The sequence below is a fragment of the Enterobacter ludwigii genome, assembly GCF_001750725.1.
GTDB lineage: Bacteria > Pseudomonadota > Gammaproteobacteria > Enterobacterales > Enterobacteriaceae > Enterobacter > Enterobacter ludwigii.
Map to the genome: position 1 here is coordinate 1,935,603 of NZ_CP017279.1, position 18,528 is coordinate 1,954,130.

At 54.3% G+C, this 18,528-nt stretch carries 17 protein-coding genes; 1 reads left to right on the plus strand and 16 read right to left on the minus strand.

The features are described 5' to 3' along the window. Nucleotide 1: 1 nt before the first annotated feature. The 15 genes from BH714_RS09120 to BH714_RS09190 form a co-directional block, all read right to left on the minus strand. The gene (locus BH714_RS09120; RefSeq protein ID WP_040017731.1) at nt 2–1,930 is read right to left on the minus strand and encodes a type VI secretion system Vgr family protein; all 1,929 of its coding nucleotides are present in this window, start codon (nt 1,928–1,930) and stop codon (nt 2–4) included. Between the two features lie 134 nt (nt 1,931–2,064). Further along, nucleotides 2,065–2,505, minus strand: a complete 441-nt coding sequence (locus tag BH714_RS09125) for a hypothetical protein (protein ID WP_040017733.1) — start codon at nt 2,503–2,505, stop codon at nt 2,065–2,067. Then, complete coding sequence (locus BH714_RS09130; RefSeq protein WP_052445453.1) at nt 2,489–3,292, minus strand: DUF8093 domain-containing protein; 804 nt, start codon at nt 3,290–3,292, stop codon at nt 2,489–2,491. Before BH714_RS09130 ends, BH714_RS09125 begins: the two co-directional genes overlap by 17 nt. Before the next feature lie 21 nt (nt 3,293–3,313). Further along, complete coding sequence (locus BH714_RS09135) at nt 3,314–4,750, minus strand: serine/threonine protein kinase (protein ID WP_040017734.1); 1,437 nt, start codon at nt 4,748–4,750, stop codon at nt 3,314–3,316. A 24-nt stretch (nt 4,751–4,774) separates the two neighbouring features. Continuing rightward, nucleotides 4,775–7,390 (minus strand): type VI secretion system ATPase TssH, encoded by a 2,616-nt coding sequence (gene tssH, locus BH714_RS09140; RefSeq protein ID WP_040017735.1) that lies wholly within the window; start codon nt 7,388–7,390, stop codon nt 4,775–4,777. 34 nt (nt 7,391–7,424) lie between these two features. After that, on the minus strand, nt 7,425–8,468 hold the full coding sequence (tssG, locus tag BH714_RS09145) for a type VI secretion system baseplate subunit TssG (RefSeq protein WP_040017736.1): 1,044 nt from the start codon (nt 8,466–8,468) through the stop codon (nt 7,425–7,427). Further along, a complete protein-coding gene (gene tssF / locus BH714_RS09150; protein WP_040017737.1) occupies nt 8,465–10,336 on the minus strand; it encodes a type VI secretion system baseplate subunit TssF in 1,872 nt (623 codons plus the stop codon). The genes tssG and tssF overlap by 4 nt, the downstream gene beginning before the upstream one ends. Nucleotides 10,337–10,338: 2 nt before the next feature. Next, nucleotides 10,339–10,902: a type VI secretion system baseplate subunit TssE gene (gene tssE, locus BH714_RS09155; RefSeq protein ID WP_010432861.1), complete on the minus strand. Its 564-nt coding sequence runs from the start codon at nt 10,900–10,902 to the stop codon at nt 10,339–10,341. After that, nucleotides 10,895–11,707 (minus strand): type VI secretion system accessory protein TagJ, encoded by an 813-nt coding sequence (locus BH714_RS09160; RefSeq protein ID WP_032680804.1) that lies wholly within the window; start codon nt 11,705–11,707, stop codon nt 10,895–10,897. The genes tssE and BH714_RS09160 overlap by 8 nt, the downstream gene beginning before the upstream one ends. A gap of 9 nt (nt 11,708–11,716) precedes the next feature. Further along, on the minus strand, nt 11,717–12,703 hold the full coding sequence (locus BH714_RS09165) for a hypothetical protein (RefSeq protein ID WP_040017738.1): 987 nt from the start codon (nt 12,701–12,703) through the stop codon (nt 11,717–11,719). A gap of 16 nt (nt 12,704–12,719) precedes the next feature. After that, nucleotides 12,720–13,517, minus strand: a complete 798-nt coding sequence (locus BH714_RS09170; protein WP_014170545.1) for a PP2C family protein-serine/threonine phosphatase — start codon at nt 13,515–13,517, stop codon at nt 12,720–12,722. Beyond that, nucleotides 13,514–15,298, minus strand: a complete 1,785-nt coding sequence (gene tagH / locus BH714_RS09175; RefSeq protein ID WP_040017740.1) for a type VI secretion system-associated FHA domain protein TagH — start codon at nt 15,296–15,298, stop codon at nt 13,514–13,516. The genes BH714_RS09170 and tagH overlap by 4 nt, the downstream gene beginning before the upstream one ends. 424 nt (nt 15,299–15,722) lie before the next feature. Beyond that, a complete protein-coding gene (locus BH714_RS09180; RefSeq protein WP_040017741.1) occupies nt 15,723–16,076 on the minus strand; it encodes a T6SS amidase immunity protein Tai4 family protein in 354 nt (117 codons plus the stop codon). Next, complete coding sequence (locus BH714_RS09185; RefSeq protein WP_040017742.1) at nt 16,073–16,564, minus strand: type VI secretion system amidase effector protein Tae4; 492 nt, start codon at nt 16,562–16,564, stop codon at nt 16,073–16,075. Before BH714_RS09185 ends, BH714_RS09180 begins: the two co-directional genes overlap by 4 nt. 59 nt (nt 16,565–16,623) lie before the next feature. Beyond that, nucleotides 16,624–17,106 (minus strand): Hcp family type VI secretion system effector, encoded by a 483-nt coding sequence (locus BH714_RS09190; RefSeq protein WP_014884229.1) that lies wholly within the window; start codon nt 17,104–17,106, stop codon nt 16,624–16,626. 270 nt (nt 17,107–17,376) lie between these two features. Here BH714_RS09190 and BH714_RS09195 point away from each other — a divergent pair, with 270 nt between their 5' ends. Continuing rightward, on the plus strand, nt 17,377–17,586 hold the full coding sequence (locus BH714_RS09195) for a hypothetical protein (protein ID WP_040017744.1): 210 nt from the start codon (nt 17,377–17,379) through the stop codon (nt 17,584–17,586). A 199-nt stretch (nt 17,587–17,785) separates the two neighbouring features. Here BH714_RS09195 and BH714_RS09205 read toward each other — a convergent pair whose 3' ends face one another. Next, nucleotides 17,786–18,451 (minus strand): hypothetical protein, encoded by a 666-nt coding sequence (locus tag BH714_RS09205; protein ID WP_236918399.1) that lies wholly within the window; start codon nt 18,449–18,451, stop codon nt 17,786–17,788. Nucleotides 18,452–18,528 lie beyond the last annotated feature (77 nt).

Sequence of the window (18,528 nt, forward strand, 5' to 3'; positions counted from 1 at the left end):
CTTACTTGTTGCCATTAATAACAAAAAAACTATCCACTTCCTGTTGGATTTCACCCTGAAGGGATGCACCAGGCGGATCGATGACATTTCGTCCGTCATCAGGGTTCAAATGCAATTCGCCGGAAAGCGTATTAATTTGTGCGTTCTGTTTTGCAGTAAAGTTAAAGTTATTACCAATGATATGAACGCTACCGTCTTTTGATAGCTCGATGGCGCTTTCACCACATTCCAGTCTCAGCGTATTACCTGCGGAAAGTATAAAATTATTAACAACTTTATCGTTTCGACTGTTCCCCGTCAGGCATACCACATCGCCTTTAATCCCTGATTTCTGGTTTTTCGCTACCCGTAATGTTTCATCTTCACCAACAAACTGGGTACGATTTTTTTCGGTAGAGTGAGACTCGTCATTTTTGACGTTAATATCCAGATTGCGCTCGGCCTGGATCCACACCTGCTCTGCGCCCGCCTTGTCCTCAAAGCGCAGGGCATTGGCATTATCCACGGAGCCATCCTTCGTGCGGCTCATAAAACCCATCTGCGTGGCCGCCGCCGGCAGCGCCCACGGCGGCATGCTTGCTTCGTTATACACCCGCCCGGTGATAATCGGACGGTCCGGGTCACCGTTGATAAAGTCCACCACCACCTCATCGCCGACTCGCGGGATTTGCACTCCGCCGTACCCCTGACCCGCCCAGGCGCTCGACACGCGCACCCAGCAGGAGCTGGTGTCATCCCCCTTCGCCAGACGGTCCCAGTGGAATTTCACCTTCACGCGGCCATATTTGTCCGTCCAGATACTCTCCCCATTTGGTCCCACAACCTTTGCCGTCTGCGGGCCGTAGGTGCGCGGCCACGCCGTGCTCTGCGCCGGACGGTATGACACCGACGCCGGGATGACCGCGAAATCAGTGCGGTGAAGGGTTTCACCCTCGCCGCTCGCGTAGCGGTTCTCCTCGAAATGGTAACCCGCCGCCGTGACCAGATAGTCACCGTTATCACTGAAGAACGGGGCGTTAGTCAGGGTGAAGATGTGTCCCGGTGCAATACCCGCGGCCGTGGCCGTCGCCTGAATCTGCTGGTGCTCCACCTGCCAGCGCTCCTGACGGATACGGGCGTAGAACTCCGCATGCCCGGTCTCAACAAACCGTCCCGGCCAGTCGTACACGTCGATACTGCCCGGTTTCGGTGACGCCGGGTTCTGCTGCGCCTGGAACAGCCACGCGTTCGGCTTGCGGAAGTCGTAGTCATCGAGGCTGTAAATCCCCGGGGTGACGCTGTCCTCCAGCGCCCACTGGCTGATACCCTCTTCGTCCGTACTGCCGCCTGACGGCGTCTGGTGGTAAGGAATGACTTCGTAGCCGCTGAACGGCTGGTGCTGCGTGGCGGCGTCGGTGAGCACCAGCGTGTGCTTGTCCGCCTCGTGGCTGAAGTGATACGCAATCCCCTCCAGCTCCATCAGACGGCTGATAAAGTCCAGGCTCGACTCCTGATACTGCACGCAGTAGTCCCACACCCGGTAGCTGCCGGTGAGCTTATCCTCCACGTTAACCTGATGTTCAGCCAGCAGGGTTTTCACAATCTGCGGCACCGTCTGCCCCTGGAAGATACGCAGATTACGGTCGCGCTTCATCGGCCACAGGTCCGGCTCCACCGTCAGCTGGTACACCGCATAGCGGGTACCCGTCAGCTCGACGGCACTCACCGCCACGCGGGTGATTTTTCCATTGATATAGCGGGGCGTCAGCAGGCTCTGCGTCGGGATGGTCACCGTGACCGGCTGACCCAGCAGTTTGCTGCGGTCAATGCGCGCATCCGTGCCAAGCAGGGTCAGCGTCAGGGCGAACGACTCGGACATCGCCTCGCGGCCCGTCAGTTTCCAGAACAGAAGCCCCTCCACCGGGAGCTGAACGGTAATTCGGTTGAGCATAACTTTATTCCATATGGCTTATGCTAGACAAGAGAGGGTGGTAGTGAATCTGCCATGATGAACTCTGTTTTGATCCAAACTGGTTTTTCATGGCATGCTATTTTTCATGGATGAAAAAGTAATCTAAACTTTCGTTAAGCTTTGCTTTTCCTCATTACAAATATGAGAGTGTAAATTTTTATAGCCTCAGATACTAAAAACAAGCCTATATTCACCCAGATACTTGATACTCCAAACAAACTTACTAACAGTGGAAATAACGAAATTGAACAACGGAAAGAAATAAGACGAAAGACTTCCTGAATAAGCGCAAATTTGACAGAATAAATTTTTCTTTTAAAGAAGAGCCATGATGATATAAATAGAGAAAATAAAAGGAGCATATCTAAAGTAAAGAACAGCGTTACCAGAACACCATACCCTCCTCCGGATACGGTATTTGACAAGCCACTAAAGGCTACAATATCTGAAATAAACGGAATTCTGTCTTTCCGAAATGAGTGTATGGAGTAAAGCAAGATGGCGAGAACATCCATACTTCCCCAGAAAAACCATAATTTACTTTTTAAATTCATAATCCTCTTCTCTGACTCCAGGTATCCATTGCCATGATTTACCACTGACCGCCCAAGCATCGTCGCTTTCCTGATACTTCTGATAAATTGAGCGTTCTTCTCCGTATCGCCTAATCACAGACTTTGCAGATATGAAGGCGCGAGACTCGCCATCCAGAGTTGCAGGTAAAGCTGTCCACTGTTGAATTTTGTCACGTGACGTATTCATGTAATCTTTACCATCCGAACCGAAAACCCGCCCCTCATCTCCCATGCTTGTCAGCCGATTTATCGCCATAATTAGGACGTTTTTCGTTCCATGATAATCATTATCAACTGTCTTCCAGTAACCCGGCCCATAGTGGTCAGTGGTGGGAGTAAACGCATCCCGTGTTGGGGAAGGTTTTCCAAACAGGGCAACGTTACTACGGTAACGTTCTATGATGTAATTTATAAAAGCAGGATTATATATAGCCTCATCGACACAAAATAATTCTCCTGATTCAGAAATGAAAAAAGGATAGTTTACTTTTGTTCGTTGACGCTGGTCGATCAGAACAACTTCCCCCGAATCAATTAATCGCTCAATCTTGTTTAGATTTTGCGCATATAAAGGATCAAAACCCGCGTTAGGGTTAAATTCGAAGCGATGTCGTAACGTTAGACCATCGATTGTGTGAAAGGGATTTGACGCACCTCGCACCACAACAAACTCACGCCCTACATCGCCTCTTGCATAGACAGGAGAGACAATCTTTTCAAATTCTTTAGGATGAAGCCTCTGCCTCCTAAGGTCGTACACTTCCATAGGGATTCCTGTTTTACATACTTACGGATTCACCAGCCAGGTGCCAGGCTTCGCGATATCTAGCGTCTGGGTACGCGTTTTCCCGTTGCCCTGGAGTTCAATTCTGGCCTCTCCCGCAGGTAGCTTGAGCGATGCATAACCGTTATTCGCCGGACGCAGTGTTTTTGGCTCACCGTTCACTTTCAGGGTCTCACCGTCAAGAATACGGATATAGACCAGTGCCACCGGGCTGGTATCCACCGGCGGGGTGGCCGGTTGCGCTGTCGCAGTCGGTGCAGTCTGTTCACTGGCTTTCGCCGTATCCGGTTTCACATCCGGCGCGTTCGATGCGGTTTCAACGGGGCGTGTCTCAGCAGGGGCCTGCGCCGCCTGCTCTGGCGCATCATGGTCGCCACCGCTAAACAGCATCGCTCCGGCGACGACGCCAACCAGCACGCCCGCAGCAACCATTGCCGGGATTTTGTACCGGTGCCAGTCCAGTGCAGAAGCCGGTGCCTCTTCCTCTACCGGTACCAGCATCGTGCCCGGTTTTTTCGCGCTCAGTACATCGTCGATACCCGCTACCGGCATCTCAATCAGCGCCGCGAATTCATCGATGGACTGCGGTCGGTCTTCCATGTGCAACGCCAGCGCCCGGTCGATGGCCTGCAGCAGCGAGAGGGAATAGCCCTGTGGCTGCAGTTCCACCAGCGGTTTGCAGGTGTCCTGGATTGAGCGCACCACGCTGACCGGCGGCGGTGAGCCGACAATCAGGGTACGCAGCACGGCACCGAGAGCATAAATATCCGTCCACGGGCCCTGCTCGCTTTCGTTGTCGTCAGTGTACTGCTCGATTGGCGCAAAGCCCGGGCGCAGCATGGTTTCCGTCTCGTCAGAGAGATTACCAATGGTGCGGCGCGCTGAGCCGAAATCGAGCAGAACCGGCAGGCCGTTGTCCTGAATCTGGATGTTATCCAGAGAGATGTCGCGGTGCAGATAGCCTTCGTCATGAATTGTCTTAATGGCACCGAACAGCATGGGCAGCATACGACGGATCCAGGCTTCGTTAATCAGCTCCGGTTTTTGTTCGCGCAGGCGGGAGAGCGTGGTACCGCTATAGAACAGCGTTCCCATATAGGCCGTATCGTTTTGCACCCAGAAACGCAGCACGTGAAGCAGGTTCGGGTGGTTGAAGCGCGCCAGCAGGCGGGCTTCCTGAATGAAGCTGTTCAGGCCGGCGGAAAACGCTTTGCCAAAACGTTCGCTGCGCAGTACCAGCGTCATATCGTCGCCGCGCACGGCGAGCGAGGCAGGCATGAATTCTTTGATAGCGATAGTGCGTTCGAGCTGATGATCCCACGCGCGATAGACGATGCCGAACCCGCCGCCGCCGATCACCTCTTTAATTTCAAACTCGTTGAAGCGATACCCGACCGGGAGCGCGTTTGGGACAGTCCGATTGTTATCATTATCCGTCATCTTTTACAGTTCTCTTGATGATTATTACGCGGCAAACTGACAGTGAAACTCGCCCTGCTCACAGGTGACGTGCAGACGTCGGTACTGCTCATCGCTGCGGCTGGCGGTAAGTAATATCTGGCTCATCTGAGGCAGCAAGGTGTTTGTCAGAATAGCGTCCACCATGCGGCCGCCAGACTCCACCTCGGTACAGCGCTGAACAATTTGTTCCACCACGCTGTCATCAAACTCGGAAATAATATTGTGATTCTCTTGCAGACGACGCTGAATGCGTTTGAGCTGCAGGCGGACAATCTGCCCCAGCATCTCGTCGCTCAGTGGATAATACGGCACCACCAGCAGACGGCCCAGCAGCGCCGGCGGGAAGACCTCCAGCAGCGGCTGACGCAACGCGCCGCTTAACGCCTCTGGCTCAGGCATCAGTTCCGGATCGGCACACATGGCGCTGATCAGATCGGTGCCGACGTTGGACGTCAGAATAATGATGGTGTTACGGAAATCAACATGGCGGCCCTCGCCATCTTCCATCCAGCCTTTATCGAAGACCTGGAAGAAGATTTCATGTACATCCGGGTGCGCTTTTTCAATTTCGTCCAGCAAGACCACGCTGTACGGGCGACGGCGAACGGCCTCGGTTAACACCCCGCCTTCACCATAACCCACGTATCCTGGAGGCGCACCTTTTAAGGTCGAAACGGTGTGGGCTTCCTGGAATTCACTCATGTTGATGGTGATAACGTTCTGCTCACCACCATAAAGCGACTCCGCCAACGCCAGTGCGGTTTCCGTTTTCCCCACGCCGGACGGGCCACAGAGCATAAATACGCCAACAGGTTTGTTCGGATCGTCGAGTTTTGCCCGCGAGGTTTTCACGCGACGGGCAATGAGATCCAGGCCGTGACGCTGGCCGATGACGCGCTGGTTGAGGGTATCAGCCAGGTTGAGCACCGCATCAATCTCGTTTTTCACCATCCGGCCCAGCGGGATGCCGGTCCAGTCAGAGACCACCGCCGCCACCACGTTTTCATCCACCGCCGCAAACAGCAGCGGCTCGTCGCCCTGTAAAGCGTTGAGCGCCTGCTGCTGCGCGTTAAGCGCGCTGCGCAGTTCGCCGGTCTCGTCATCACCCGCGGCAAACAGCGCGGCACGCAGGCGGATGATTTCAGTCACAAGAGCACGTTCCTCTTCCCAGCGCTGGGTCAGGGCTTCGCGCTTTGTTTCGTATGTATCGCGCTCGGTGGTCAAGGCTGCGACGCGCTCCGGATCGCCGGCTCCCACGCGCGCTTCGCGTCCGGCAATCTCGATCTCCACATCCAGGGCCGCGAGATGGCGCAGGCAATCTTCCAGCTGTGCCGGTGGCGCGCTCTGGCTGACCGCCACGCGGGCACAGGCAGTATCAAGCAGCGCAACGGCTTTATCCGGCAACTGACGCGCCGGAATATAACGATGTGACAGCTTGACCGCTGCGCTGACCGCTTCGTCGAGAAGCAGTACCTGGTGATGCGTCTCCAGCGGTGACACGGTGCTGCGCAGCATCAGAATGGCTTTGGCTTCGTCCGGCTCGTGAACCTGTACCGTCTGGAAACGACGGGTCAGCGCCGGGTCTTTCTCGATGTATTTTTTGTATTCCGCCCACGTGGTGGCCCCGATGGTGCGCAGTTGCCCGCGCGCCAGAGCCGGCTTTAACAGGTTAGCGGCATCACCGGTACCCTGCTGGCCGCCAGCGCCAATCAGGGTGTGGATCTCATCGATAAACAGAATGACTGGCGTAGCGCTGGACTGCACTTCATTAATCAGGGCCTGCAGACGCGCTTCGAACTCGCCTTTCATGCCTGCGCCGGCCTGCAGCATGCCGATATCCAGCAGCCAAAGCTGAATATTCTGCAGCGGTGCCGGCACGTCGCCTTCGGCGATACGCAGCGCCAGCCCTTCCACCACCGCCGTTTTGCCAACGCCAGCTTCCCCGGTCAGCAGCGGGTTATTCTGGCGACGGCGCATCAGAATATCGACCATCTGGCGGATCTCTTCATCGCGCCCGACAACCGGGTCAATCTTCCCTTCACGGGCGCGCGCGGTCAGGTCCTGACCATACTGGGCCAGCGTCCCTTGTGCGGCAGGCACCGTACCGGCTGGCGTATCCGCGGCAGCGGCCGCCTGCTGCGTCTCTTTGCTCTGAGCGCAAATCGCATCAAACTGCTCGATCAGCACGTCGACGTTAAGGCGGGTGAACTGCGCCGAGATGCTTTTCAGCACGTTAGCCAGATTCCAGGTTTTCAGGATGCCAATCAGTAAATGCCCGCCGCGAATACGGCTGACGCCATACTTCAGCGAGCCAAACACCCACGCGCGCTCCACGGCGCTGTCGATATGTTCTGACAGATCGGAAACAGAACTCGCGCCACGTGGCAGCGCATCCAGTGCGGCCACGATATCGCGCGTCAGCTGCTGTTCATCGAGGGCAAAATGACGAATCACCTGTTGCAGATCGCCATCCTGCTGCTGCATCAGCTGATGCAGCCAGTGCACCAGCTCAACATAGGGGTTGCCGCGCAGCTTGCAGAACGCGGTGGCGCTTTCCAGTGAGGTAAATAACAGCGTATCCAGTTTGCCGAAAAGCACGGCACGGCTGATTTCTGACATGTTCGGTTCCGTTGATAACAATGCGTTAGAAAAATTATCGCTCTGCGCGATACACCAGATCGCCACGTGGGACAGGCTGAGGCTGAAGGCCCAGCCAGGTGTTGTAACCTAACCGCCCGGCGCTACCGAGCGAGGCACCCTGCACCGCGTCGGCGCGCAGAATAACCCGAGTTTCCCATTCAAATTCTACCCCTGCGTACTGGCGTACCCAGTCGCGCAGTTCAGTGACCCACGCTTCGCCTGGCAGGAAGCGGTTGTACTCGTCCGCGCTCAGTGGGCCGATTTCGATACGAAACTTGTGCTGCACGTCGCGCACCGCAACGCCGAGAAAAGCGGATTCTCCCATCCGCGGCAGACGACGCCCTTCACCCAACTGCGCCTGTTCCCGCGGCGAAAGCGGCATCCACTGCGCCACGTTCGTGACCAGTTTTACCGGGGCGTTAAAATAGTTGCGCAGGATCTTCTCCAGCCCTTCCGGATCCCGGGCGTGACGGGTCAGGTGTCCGGCATGAGTAAAACGGGCATGTGCGCTCAGGCTGCCTTTGGTCATCTGCCCCGGCTGGCCCATGCCGATCAAGGATGCCAGGTACCCCTCAAAGCGTTTGTTGTCCGCGCGGTCAAGAGAGACGGCGGGCTGCGCATCAGCCCAGGCACGGTAAAACAACAGCGTCAGGCGATGATGGAACAGATCGGCAAACGCGCTCAGGCTGGTGTCCTGATGATGATGAATACGCTCCCGGGCGTACTCTGTCATATGGACAGGCAGCGGGCCATTTGGACCAAACAGACCGAAGCTGAGGATAGACACCTCGTGCAGCCCGTTCTCTTCACGCTGGCGCACCTGCGCGAGGGTCGACGGCGCAAAGCTCATCGATGGCTGCTGACCGATACGTAACGGCTCAAATTTCGGCAGCGGCGCGCGCCCCAGCGGATAACGTTCACCGCCCTGGGCATCAATGCGTCTTAATAGCTGGAACAGATCGTAGCGCCACGGCGTCTCTCGAATGCCGCGCCAGAAAGCGTCCGGCAACGGCGTCAAGCGATGGACACGCAGCGGCGCGGAGGCGACTTCGCTCATAGTAGTGCCCTTTTCCCCATGCGCGGTGCCCAGTAGCCAATCTCACCGCGCTGCTGACTCTTCAGCGTGAATTCAGTAAAGCTGTTGATGGACACCAGACGGGCAAACAGGCGTTCCAGCACGCTGCCGAAAAGCCAGGGGCTGGCGCCGGAAAACGCACGCTCATCTACCGTCAGAGTAATGCCGATCCCGCGCGCAAAGACCACCGGACCCGGCTCCGGGACGCGACGGTGAACCGGCTCCAGCACGCAGTGGCGAACGCCCTCAACCTGACGCGCAACCGGCGTCTCCGCCAGGTTAGCATACAGCCCTAACAGCTGACGCAGGGCGGCGGCACCCTCTTCGTTTTCGCTGTCCATCAGGCTGAGATAGTTCATCTGCAGCTGGCTGATCAATCGCCAGGTGCTAAACCCTTCGGCCAGAGCCGGACGCGGCGGCGTTGGGCCTTTTCGCAGGGTCAGGGATTTCACCGGCATGGAATCGGCCATGATGAACTGTCCGAGCTCCTGCTGAAGCATCAGCGGCAGGTCGCGGCTGGTGCACAATACTTCCGCGGAGATATAGCGCAGATTTTCCTGCCAGGGTGCATGCTGTTCATCCACCAGCGAAACAAAGACTTCGGAGCCGATATAACCGGTACGGGTGCCGTAGCGCAGGGCATGTTCAGAGAGCACTCGCTGCTCGCGGCGCAGGGAAAAATAGGCGCCATAGTTGCCCGCATCACCGCTCCAGGTGCTCCAGAAAGGACGAAACGTCTGGTCGTCACGCTGGCCGTCGGCACTGCCGAAGATTTTGTTTACCGCATAAATTTCATAATCCAGGGGACGGATGTTATCCACCACCAGATGATATTCATGCTGGCTCTCGCTCAGCTTCTGCCGCGCCGCCACTTTCGGGAAAAGGTTGATCACCGGCGTGCAATGCATCGCCAGATGGCTGGCATCAACCACCCGCTCCAGCTGCTCATCGCTTTTATCCAGCAGGATGAAAATATCGAACGCTTTTTCATTTTCACAGCGCTGGATAAGCTTGCCCAGACCGCTGAGGCTGATAAAGCGGAACCGTGCCGGAAACGCAAAGTATTCCTGCAGCAGACGATAGCCGTCAAAGTTGCGCAGGTCGTCCGGAAGCAGCGCCTGGTCCGGCTCAAACCCTTCCTGTCGCAAGGCATCCGCAGAGAGCAGCTGTCGCTGCGGGTGCTTGCTGACGGTCTGGCAGACAATCCCGGCGTGGTGCTCCATGACCAGCTCAAGCAGCTTGAGCGCTTCAATATCCGGGCCGCTAAGGAAAAACTCCAGACGGTCAAAATCCAGATGCCCAAGATGCTGCGGGCCATCGCAGGCAATGCGGATCCGTAACGCGCTGTTGATCCCCCGCTGGCTCAGGCCCAGCTGCGCCAGCGGCAGATCGGCAGGTACACCGCCCAGCTCGACCTTATCGATTTTCAGCGGCAGCAGATTAACTTCATGCGCCGTGGTGTAGCTGCAGGTGACCCCGGTCTTTTTCAGCGCCAGGCTGTCCATCATGGTGCCGCGCGGCACCTTAAAACCGTTGCTCAGATCGCCACGCGTGCTGTCGGGCTGGATTTCAGCAATCGCCATTGAGGGGGTTGGCGCGAGATAGTTTGGCGCAATCATTTCCAGCAAACGCTGGGAGAAGCGGGGGAACTCCGCATCCATTTTCATTTGCACGCGGGAGGTCAGGAACGCGAACCCCTCCATCAGGCGTTCTGTATACGGGTCCGCCACTTCGATGCCGCGCATGCCCAGTCGACCCGCAACTTTGGGATAGCGCTCGGCAAATTCAGCGCCCATTTCACGCAGATAGGCCAGTTCACGGTTGTAATATTCGAGCAGTTTACTTTCCATGATCACCCCGCATCTTTCAGTTCAAAATGGCCGTTTTCCAGATCGACATCGGTGCGAAACAGAAACTCCAGCGGGTACGGCACACACCACAGACGCCCTTTTATCTCAATGGACAACACGTTGTGCAGATCCAGTGACGAGGTGTCTGACACGCAGCGGACCTGCAGTCCCTGCGGCAAAATACGCGGTTCAAAGTTAATGATGGCCTCGGTAAGCTTGCGCTGAATGTCGTGCCATTCAATGTCTGACATTCTTTTCCCGGCCAGCGGCGCGACGCCAAAATTAACCACCGAGCGGTTCACATGCGGCAACGCGCTCAGGTCACCGGATGCGTCATGGTTGATGGTGTTAAACAACCACTGCAGATCCCGCAGCACGTTGCGGCGCAGGGCGGCGTGGGTAATCAGATTACTGTTGGCGGACTCGCGTTTTTTTTCCGGATCGTTATCGGTGAGGCGATCCAGCAGCGAGGGCTGCATTTTATCGCGCGCCCCCACCTTCTCCTGCTTGCTGCGGGCTTGCCAGCCGCTGCGCAGCAGATCGCCTTCGCCAGCGGGATTACTCATGGGCTCCATCCGCAGCAAACGTCACCAGGTTCAACGACAGCAATGGGCTTTCGCTTTGCTCGCTAAGCCAGGCTTTCTGCCCCATGCCTTCATACAGCGTGCCGTCATTGTCGAGCGGCAGCCATTCGGTGGTGCGCGCGAGCTTAACCGCGTCAGACGCATCCGGTGCGAAAGGATAGCGCGCCGGGATCTGGCAAACCTGTTCGGTACCGTCCGTCAGGCGCACCAGCGCATGACGCCACACCAGGTCAGTCACGCTGGCAGGGGCCTGGAAACGGATCTCGGCGATGGCGTTAAACGGCAGCCAGAAATAACGGCCGTTGACGATGGTTTCACACACGGGCCCCAGACGAGCATCGCCGTCCATCAGCCATGCGAATGCCTGCGTCTCGTCATTCTCAAGGGTGATTTGACCCGCCGTTGCCTGCGCCTGCTCAAGGGCTTCCAGACGCAGCGCCTGAGCACGCTCTCCCGCGTCATTAAGCGCGGCGGCAAGCGTGGTAAGCCACGGCCACTGCGTTTCAGGCATGGCAGGACGAGCCTGCCCCGCCATCACCTGCGCGCGCTGCAGCTCGCCCTGGATGGACTGCTCCAGCAGGGTAACGGTTGGTTTAGCCTGGGGCTTAAGTGCCAGCCAGCTTTTCAGCTGAGTCAGGGCACGCGTCCAGTTACCACTGAGGGTCAAAAACTGCACAAACGCGGCGCGGAGATCGGCATCGGCCGGACGGGCTTTGATCTCAGCTTCAAGACGCACCAGCGCGTCACTCAGCGATTCACCCGCCAGGTGTTGATAGAGCGTATTCATAGCCATTCCTTAGTTTGCCGCGCGCCAGGCGCCGACTGCCGGATCGCGCAGCTGAGGGCGCAGGGTGTCAATCAGGACGATATTGAGCGTTGTGCCAGGGGTAACCCAGGCGCCCCAGATTTTTTTCACCGCGGCGATACGCGCCTGCAGTTTTGCATCGTCGCTGGCGGTCTCACGTGAAATCTCCACGGCCACCGTGCCGTTGCTTTTCCAGCCGTTGAGGCTGCTGTCGTAAGGCAGGATCATCCAGCTCTGGTCGCTGTTGGAGGTGCTGAAAACCATGCGCTCTTTGTTGACGGAGGTGATCAGCGCGTTTTCCGGGTCGGCACTTTGATTCAGTCCCATGACCGGGAAGCCGTGAATGTAGGTCACCGGTATCTCTTTTTGTCCACCATTACGGGACTGGGAGATAACCGTGTGACCACTCAGCCAGCTCCCGTTTCCGCAGCGGGTGGTGTCTGAATCCGGAATAAAGAGCGCCGGAGCAGACGAGCCCCCTTCCCAGAAGGTACGCAGATGGCAGCCGTCCTGAAGGGTAAATTCCTGCCACGGCGTGCGATCGGCAGCAACCGTGTGGGTTTCCGCGTTCTGATCCGGCTGCAGCAACGCACCGCTGGCCGGAGTACTCACTGGCGCAGTCTGCTGCTGTTTTACCACCAGCGCCCAGTCCTGCGCTTTGCCTGCTGTCCCCTGCGCCAGCGTCGTCCCGGACGGATCGTTCAGCGTCCAGCTCAGTTTACTGACTTTGCTGCACTGGTGTTCCAGCAGCGAGCCCAGACGCGGGACAAAGTTCTCCAGAACCGAAACGTCTTTGTTGCCATTCGCCACGATACGCAGCGCAATCTCTGACTTACACCAGCTCTGTGGGGTGTTGTCTTTGATGTTATCAATCCAGATATCCAGCTTCTGCGCAGGAGACTGCACGATGCGGAAATTCTCAGCCTGCGCGGTGGACGCCACCGCCAGAAGTGCTAAACCCGATAGCCAAAGTTTCATATCGTTCCTTGTGTGTCTAATCAGTTCCGCAGGGAAGAAATTGTGCTGCGTCAGAAAGCGTATGCAGCAAAGTGGTGTCCTGAGGGTTGCCCATCCATACCGCCAGGGCGGTATAGTTATCCTGAGCATTCCCCTCCTGTTCGCCATTCTTTTGGATGATTTGGTTCATTAAGGTCAGCCACTCTTGCGGCGTGTTAACCATGTGCAGCGACTGTTTCATCTGTTCTTCGCTGACGCCGTGCCAGAAACCGTCTGTACAGAGTAGAAATGCATCTCCGTCTTCGACCTGCACCACATCGCTGTAGCTCGCTTCTGGCCCACCGTTTTCAATACCCAGCGCCAGATAGAGCAGATTGCTGTTGAGGTTATCGGTGTCGTGCCCTGCATCTTTCATCTGCTGAACCAGGCTGTGATCGGTGGTGACATGCCACAGCCAGCCCCGGCGAAACAGATACAGGCGGCTGTCCCCGGCATGTGCCCAGTAGGCCAGCCGGTAATCTCTGTCGATAAACAGACTGACCAGCGTGGTGCCCATTCGACGATAATCCTGAACCGCCTGCTGTTCGCTGAGAATGGTGCGATTCGCCGTTTGCACATAGTCGCGAATATGCTGCGCGTTCAGGTGCTTGTCGCCATCGAAGCGGGAGATAATACTGTTGCGGGCCAGTTCAGCGGCCACCTCACCGCCCGGCAGACCAGCGATACCATCACAGACGACAAAGCAGGCTGAACGTTCCCCTATGGTTTCTCCCGTCTGATCCTGGTTGCTGGCGCGCGTCCCCTGGCGGGAGAGAGAAGCCGTTGCGATATTCATTTTTCTTCCGATCCGCTCTGTGAGTCTTTGTACTGATTTACCTCCATGTCATAAGCATGAAGGAAGGCTTCGCCAAACAGGGTGTGGAAGTCATCCTCAATCTCGCCTGCCGTTTCACCGTAGCTGCGGACAAAGTAGTCCCACAACGCGGCTTTGCGGCTGCCCGGCAGCGCCAGCCGGGAGGTCATCCCGTTCTGCTTCGCCTGCTCTTCCAGCTGTTCCGGGTTGAAGGATTGCAGCATGGCGGCAATGATGGCGCGGATACCGGAGATCATACCCAGCTGATGCGCCTGCAGATCGATCAGCGCGTCACGCACGGATTTTGTCGGCGGCATAAAGCCCGGCATTGGCGTACCGAACATCTGGATCAGAACGGTTTTCCCGGTCGGCAACAGTTTGAACGGGTTGTTGGCATCATCAAGTACCATGGTCATATCGGCTTTTACGCCGCGCTTGAGAATGGAGCGCGAAGAAAGCAGCGCCACGGTGCCCTGAGAGAACATGCCCAGAATTTGCCCCAGCTGACGCATATTTTCACGGTCAAACTGCGGGACGGGCTGCATTTCGCTGAGCCCCATCCCTTCCAGCAGTGCCTCAAGTAATTCGCCCTGCAATACTTCACCCTTTTCGCCATTATGGGCTGCTGGCGACGCCGCGTTTTTGACCGGGTCAATACGCAAACGCCCTTTAGGTGCCAGGGCATTACTGCGCGCCACGGCCTGCGGGGTTGGCATGGTGAAGCCGGCATAATCCGGTCGCGCCGGCTCTTCTTCTTCCGCGCGCGGCGGCACCTGCGGCTCAGGAGCAAACAGCGGAGAAGCGGCAAGGACGTCCTCTTCCTGTTCTGCTTGCGGCTCTGGCGTCAGGTCTGGCTCAACGACGGCCTCTGGCTTATCGCCGACAATCTCATCCGGATGGGTTAACGGTGCCCCGCCCATCAACCCGAGGGGGTCATCATTTCGTGCGGCAGGTGCGCTGGCACTACCGCCAAACAGTGCCAGCGGATCGAGTTCATCCGTCTGCTCTTCTTGTGGCTGCGCAGGTTTAGCTTCATTGGGCGGCACCAGCGTAGACGGGGTGACGTCGTCAAAAATGCTCTCTTTTTTGAACAATGCTTCGTCACTGAACAGCGTATCCGGATCCACGTTCTTACGCTCAAGCTTCGGATCGCTGTCATTGAACATCGCCAGCGGATCTTCAGCGTTACGCTCAGGTGCGACAGGCTGGGAGAACGGATCGTGCGACGCTGCCGGCTGCGGCTTCGCCCGAGAACTGGAAATGCTGTCGGAGATAGAGAACTCCTGCATCAGGCTATCCCAGATTTCCGACGGCACAGCAGTCGGTTCCGCCTTCCCGCGCGGGGCGGCGCTCGCAGGCTTCGGCTGCGGGGCTGCCGCAGGGGCCGCGGCTGGACGCGCCTGCTGCTGCATGGTCGCCGCCATGCGGCTGACTGGCTGCGTATCATGAATCAGTTCGGTCACTTCGATACGGTAATCATCAATACCGAGAATGTCCCCATCCTGCAGCTCAACCTGACGTCCGCGCTCAAGCGGAATGTCATTCAATACCACGCGGGTGACGCTGCCACGGTTAGTGACGCGGCATTCGCCCTGGGCGTCAACGTGAACAATGGCCTGCAAACGCGAGATGGTGCGGTCATTGTCCGGCAATACCAGATTGTTATCCGTACCGCGCCCAATGGTGCCGCCCGGGGCATAAAAATCACAGCTGCTCTGCGGCGGCTGATGACCGGGTTTTGTAGAAATAATCGTGAATCGCATGGCGTATTCCTGCTGGTATGATTAGCGCTCAAACGCTGCCGCTCTCGGGGCGAGAACGGCGGCGTTTGAGCGTAAAGTTAATTAGAACTCAGATTCCATTGTTACTTGCCAGAATTAAAAGCATTTAAAAATAGCCACCGTAAAAATAATCTTTTTGTTATACGAAGAGATCCAGACCATTTCAGAATCAGACGAAACGCCATTACACTTATGGAAATCTCTTTTTGTAGCAACCCAGCTTGCGTTAATGGCTGATAGACTCACGAAACCTCGCTGTAATGGTTTCGACAATGAATATAAAAAGTCATCACCAGAACAAAAGAAAAATTTCAAAAGTGGAGAACATATTCGAACTCACGTTCTTCTCCACGTAATATTAAATTATTCATTTGCCCACCAGCTTCTACATGACCACCAAATGACTCTATTTTTGGGTGTTTAGCGTTCGAATTGCGTCGCTGTTGGTGATTAAGCTGCACTTCAATACCTGATAATGGCCCGGTTCGCTACCGCCTATCTTCTCTTTAAGTAAGGAAACAATAACGTTATCCGCTTTTTCAAAATTCTCTGCAGGTAGATTGCTTGCTTCGAGCCATGCGGCAGCGCTGGCCTCTGCATCATCTTTTAAACTCTTACTGTCAGCAATCTTACTGATGCAACGATTTTGCACCCAGTTTTCAAAGATTTGTTGTTGAGTAAAAGCACTGACATCAGGCAATGTTTGAGCATAAACAACGGTGGCATTTAACGCTAATGCGAGCAGTAATAAACGTTTCATTTCAGGCTCCAGAATGTTGCATTCGTAGGAATAAACGAACCATTGCCGGGTGATCCAAGGAAATGGCAGTCATCCGAGCAAATATTTCCATTCCAGAGTGTTACATGTCCGGTTGCGTCACTCCACCCATGGCCGGTAAAGATAATAATGCCTTGCTTGCCTGAAAATTGTGCTGGTGTAGGAGAGGCGACTGACATATCTGCATGCCCCAGAACAGTAGGAAGAAATGCAATCATATCTTTAACGCGGAACATATAGCGTTTTTTGTCATTTCCGGTCACTGTCGCGTATTTGCTATTAGACGGAATAGGTATACCACAATAATTCAAGACATAGCTCATACGTATGGGACAGGCATTTTTAAAAATACCAGCATCGATATTATGCTGAACTTTTCCACCCAATAATTTGCCAACCTGTTCCACATTAACGTTAACTTCTTTGAATCTGTTCCAGGCAGCACCAAAAGCAGGACGCATAGCAGACATTCTTCTTTCTCCATTCAAAGAAGGTCACGTAAAAGTGAGCCCTTTCGGGCCCACTATCATTACGCTTCTTTGTTTTCTTTGATGTTCCAGCCAGCGCTGCTTTCAGCACCTTTACCACCAGCAGTGGTCTGCTCCCAGTACTGCTGTTTCACTTTCGCAGCCTGGAATGCATAGGTCACACCAACGGTGTCGCCGTTGTCTGCACCGGTGTACTGAACAGAAGTTACCAGCACATCTTCCAGCGTGATGCGGGTATATTCTACTTGCTGACCACCCGCTTTGCACACGGACAGTTCAACTTTAGTCAGGTGCTTACCGCTTGCGCAGTGTTTGAGAATTGCTGTAGTGGATTTGTCGATCAGAGCGTTAACGTGCAGATCGTTAAAGTTAACTTTACCGGCACCGCCGCCGCCACCAACACTCATATTACCTGGCTGGGAAGCGCCCCAGGAGAAGGAGGTAATATCAGTCCAGCCGGTGTGGTTAGAATCTTTAGATTCGCCCGTAACACCCTCGACCTTCAGAAACATATCAATAGCCATAATATCTACTCTTCGTGGATGAACAATATTGCTTTCGAAAAAGCACTTATATGGCAAACAGGAAAGCATGGGGCTGAATAAAACCGTCCATATTTTACCTCTGCCTCCAGCCTGACGAAAACACATTCGTGCAGACTGTTCAGAGTGGCTGCAATGACAACCACCCTAAATTAACTTAGTCACTCAATACTTCAACTAAGAGCTAGACAATTAACCTTTTAATCATCTAGAATAAAATCTATTGATTTTTTACAATTTAAGGGTCAGCGAATGAAGAAAATCATCTTATTAGTGCTAATGATTATATTTATAACCATTGGGGCTTTTACTCTTTTTGATATTTCTCAATCAATATGGTATGTATTTTCGCTTGAAGCAATAACAGCAATGTCTGCCGGTTTAATTTTTGGAAAAATCATTTTCCTAATTATCATTATTTTTGGGGTTCATTACTTATTGAAGGCATGGCGAAAATCATAGCCTTGACTTCATTTTTTCAGCAAAATAATAAATAGCGATGGATGCAATTACCAAAGAGATTAACAGGACAGCATTTATCGCTATTTTCATTACACTGCCACCCCAGCTAAATACAAAAACATAATAACCCAGAGTCGTAAAGAACATCATAAACGACACAAGTAACATCAGATAGACGAAAGTATACTTAATCGTTTTTTCAAACACGTATTACCCCTGACACAAACCGGCTAAAAATCTCCTCATCTACTGCACCATGGCTTTGTTGAAAATTCACCGCCTCAATGAATGGTTTAATATTATCCTCAACCAAAAAATATAACAAATCCAAATCACCGGCTCCGCGCAATTCATAATAAATATCTTTATTCAATTTCAGCAAATCATATGAGGTATATACGGAGCGCGAAATTGAAGCACCAACACTCAAAACCCCTGTGATACCGGCAGAAACAAGGAATCGTGGAATGATTTTAGAGACAAATAATGTAATTAACTCATTAACGAAAACCATTTTAAAGGTAATTCCGCCTACTTGCGACCCACCTATTTTAAGGAGCAATTTCTTTGACTGCTCTTCAGATAAACCAGACAGATAGCGTTTAATCACTGTGTTGATTAGCCTACGTACATCTTCTGAGGTCAGCCCTTTTTTGATGAGTGTCAGCAACCTAATTTTATCGGTTTCATTTCTCCAGCGATGATCCGAATCCAGAAAATCCTTAGTTAACATCCACAAGTCTTCCGGGATGGACAAAAAGCCATCGACCGTACTGCGAGCGAATATTTCAGGACCACTTTGTGTACGCGGATTAAAGATTTTCAACATGCCATCGGCAATTTCTTTTGGCGAACTCGCTCCCAATTTATAGTCTCCCTGAGGTTAATGAATGTCGATGGTTAATTTTATGAATTGGATACCCACCAGCTAATTTACCGGCC

Coding starts and splice junctions, on each gene's coding strand:
- BH714_RS09120 (WP_040017731.1), bottom strand. CDS start 1,930: ATGCTCAACCGAATTACCGTTCAGCTCCCGGTGGAGGGGCTTCTGTTC.
- BH714_RS09125 (WP_040017733.1), bottom strand. CDS start 2,505: ATGAATTTAAAAAGTAAATTATGGTTTTTCTGGGGAAGTATGGATGTT.
- BH714_RS09130 (WP_052445453.1), bottom strand. CDS start 3,292: ATGGAAGTGTACGACCTTAGGAGGCAGAGGCTTCATCCTAAAGAATTT.
- BH714_RS09135 (WP_040017734.1), bottom strand. CDS start 4,750: ATGACGGATAATGATAACAATCGGACTGTCCCAAACGCGCTCCCGGTC.
- tssH (WP_040017735.1), bottom strand. CDS start 7,390: ATGTCAGAAATCAGCCGTGCCGTGCTTTTCGGCAAACTGGATACGCTG.
- tssG (WP_040017736.1), bottom strand. CDS start 8,468: ATGAGCGAAGTCGCCTCCGCGCCGCTGCGTGTCCATCGCTTGACGCCG.
- tssF (WP_040017737.1), bottom strand. CDS start 10,336: ATGGAAAGTAAACTGCTCGAATATTACAACCGTGAACTGGCCTATCTG.
- tssE (WP_010432861.1), bottom strand. CDS start 10,902: ATGAGTAATCCCGCTGGCGAAGGCGATCTGCTGCGCAGCGGCTGGCAA.
- BH714_RS09160 (WP_032680804.1), bottom strand. CDS start 11,707: ATGAATACGCTCTATCAACACCTGGCGGGTGAATCGCTGAGTGACGCG.
- BH714_RS09165 (WP_040017738.1), bottom strand. CDS start 12,703: ATGAAACTTTGGCTATCGGGTTTAGCACTTCTGGCGGTGGCGTCCACC.
- BH714_RS09170 (WP_014170545.1), bottom strand. CDS start 13,517: ATGAATATCGCAACGGCTTCTCTCTCCCGCCAGGGGACGCGCGCCAGC.
- tagH (WP_040017740.1), bottom strand. CDS start 15,298: ATGCGATTCACGATTATTTCTACAAAACCCGGTCATCAGCCGCCGCAG.
- BH714_RS09180 (WP_040017741.1), bottom strand. CDS start 16,076: ATGAAACGTTTATTACTGCTCGCATTAGCGTTAAATGCCACCGTTGTT.
- BH714_RS09185 (WP_040017742.1), bottom strand. CDS start 16,564: ATGTCTGCTATGCGTCCTGCTTTTGGTGCTGCCTGGAACAGATTCAAA.
- BH714_RS09190 (WP_014884229.1), bottom strand. CDS start 17,106: ATGGCTATTGATATGTTTCTGAAGGTCGAGGGTGTTACGGGCGAATCT.
- BH714_RS09195 (WP_040017744.1), top strand. CDS start 17,377: ATGAAGAAAATCATCTTATTAGTGCTAATGATTATATTTATAACCATT.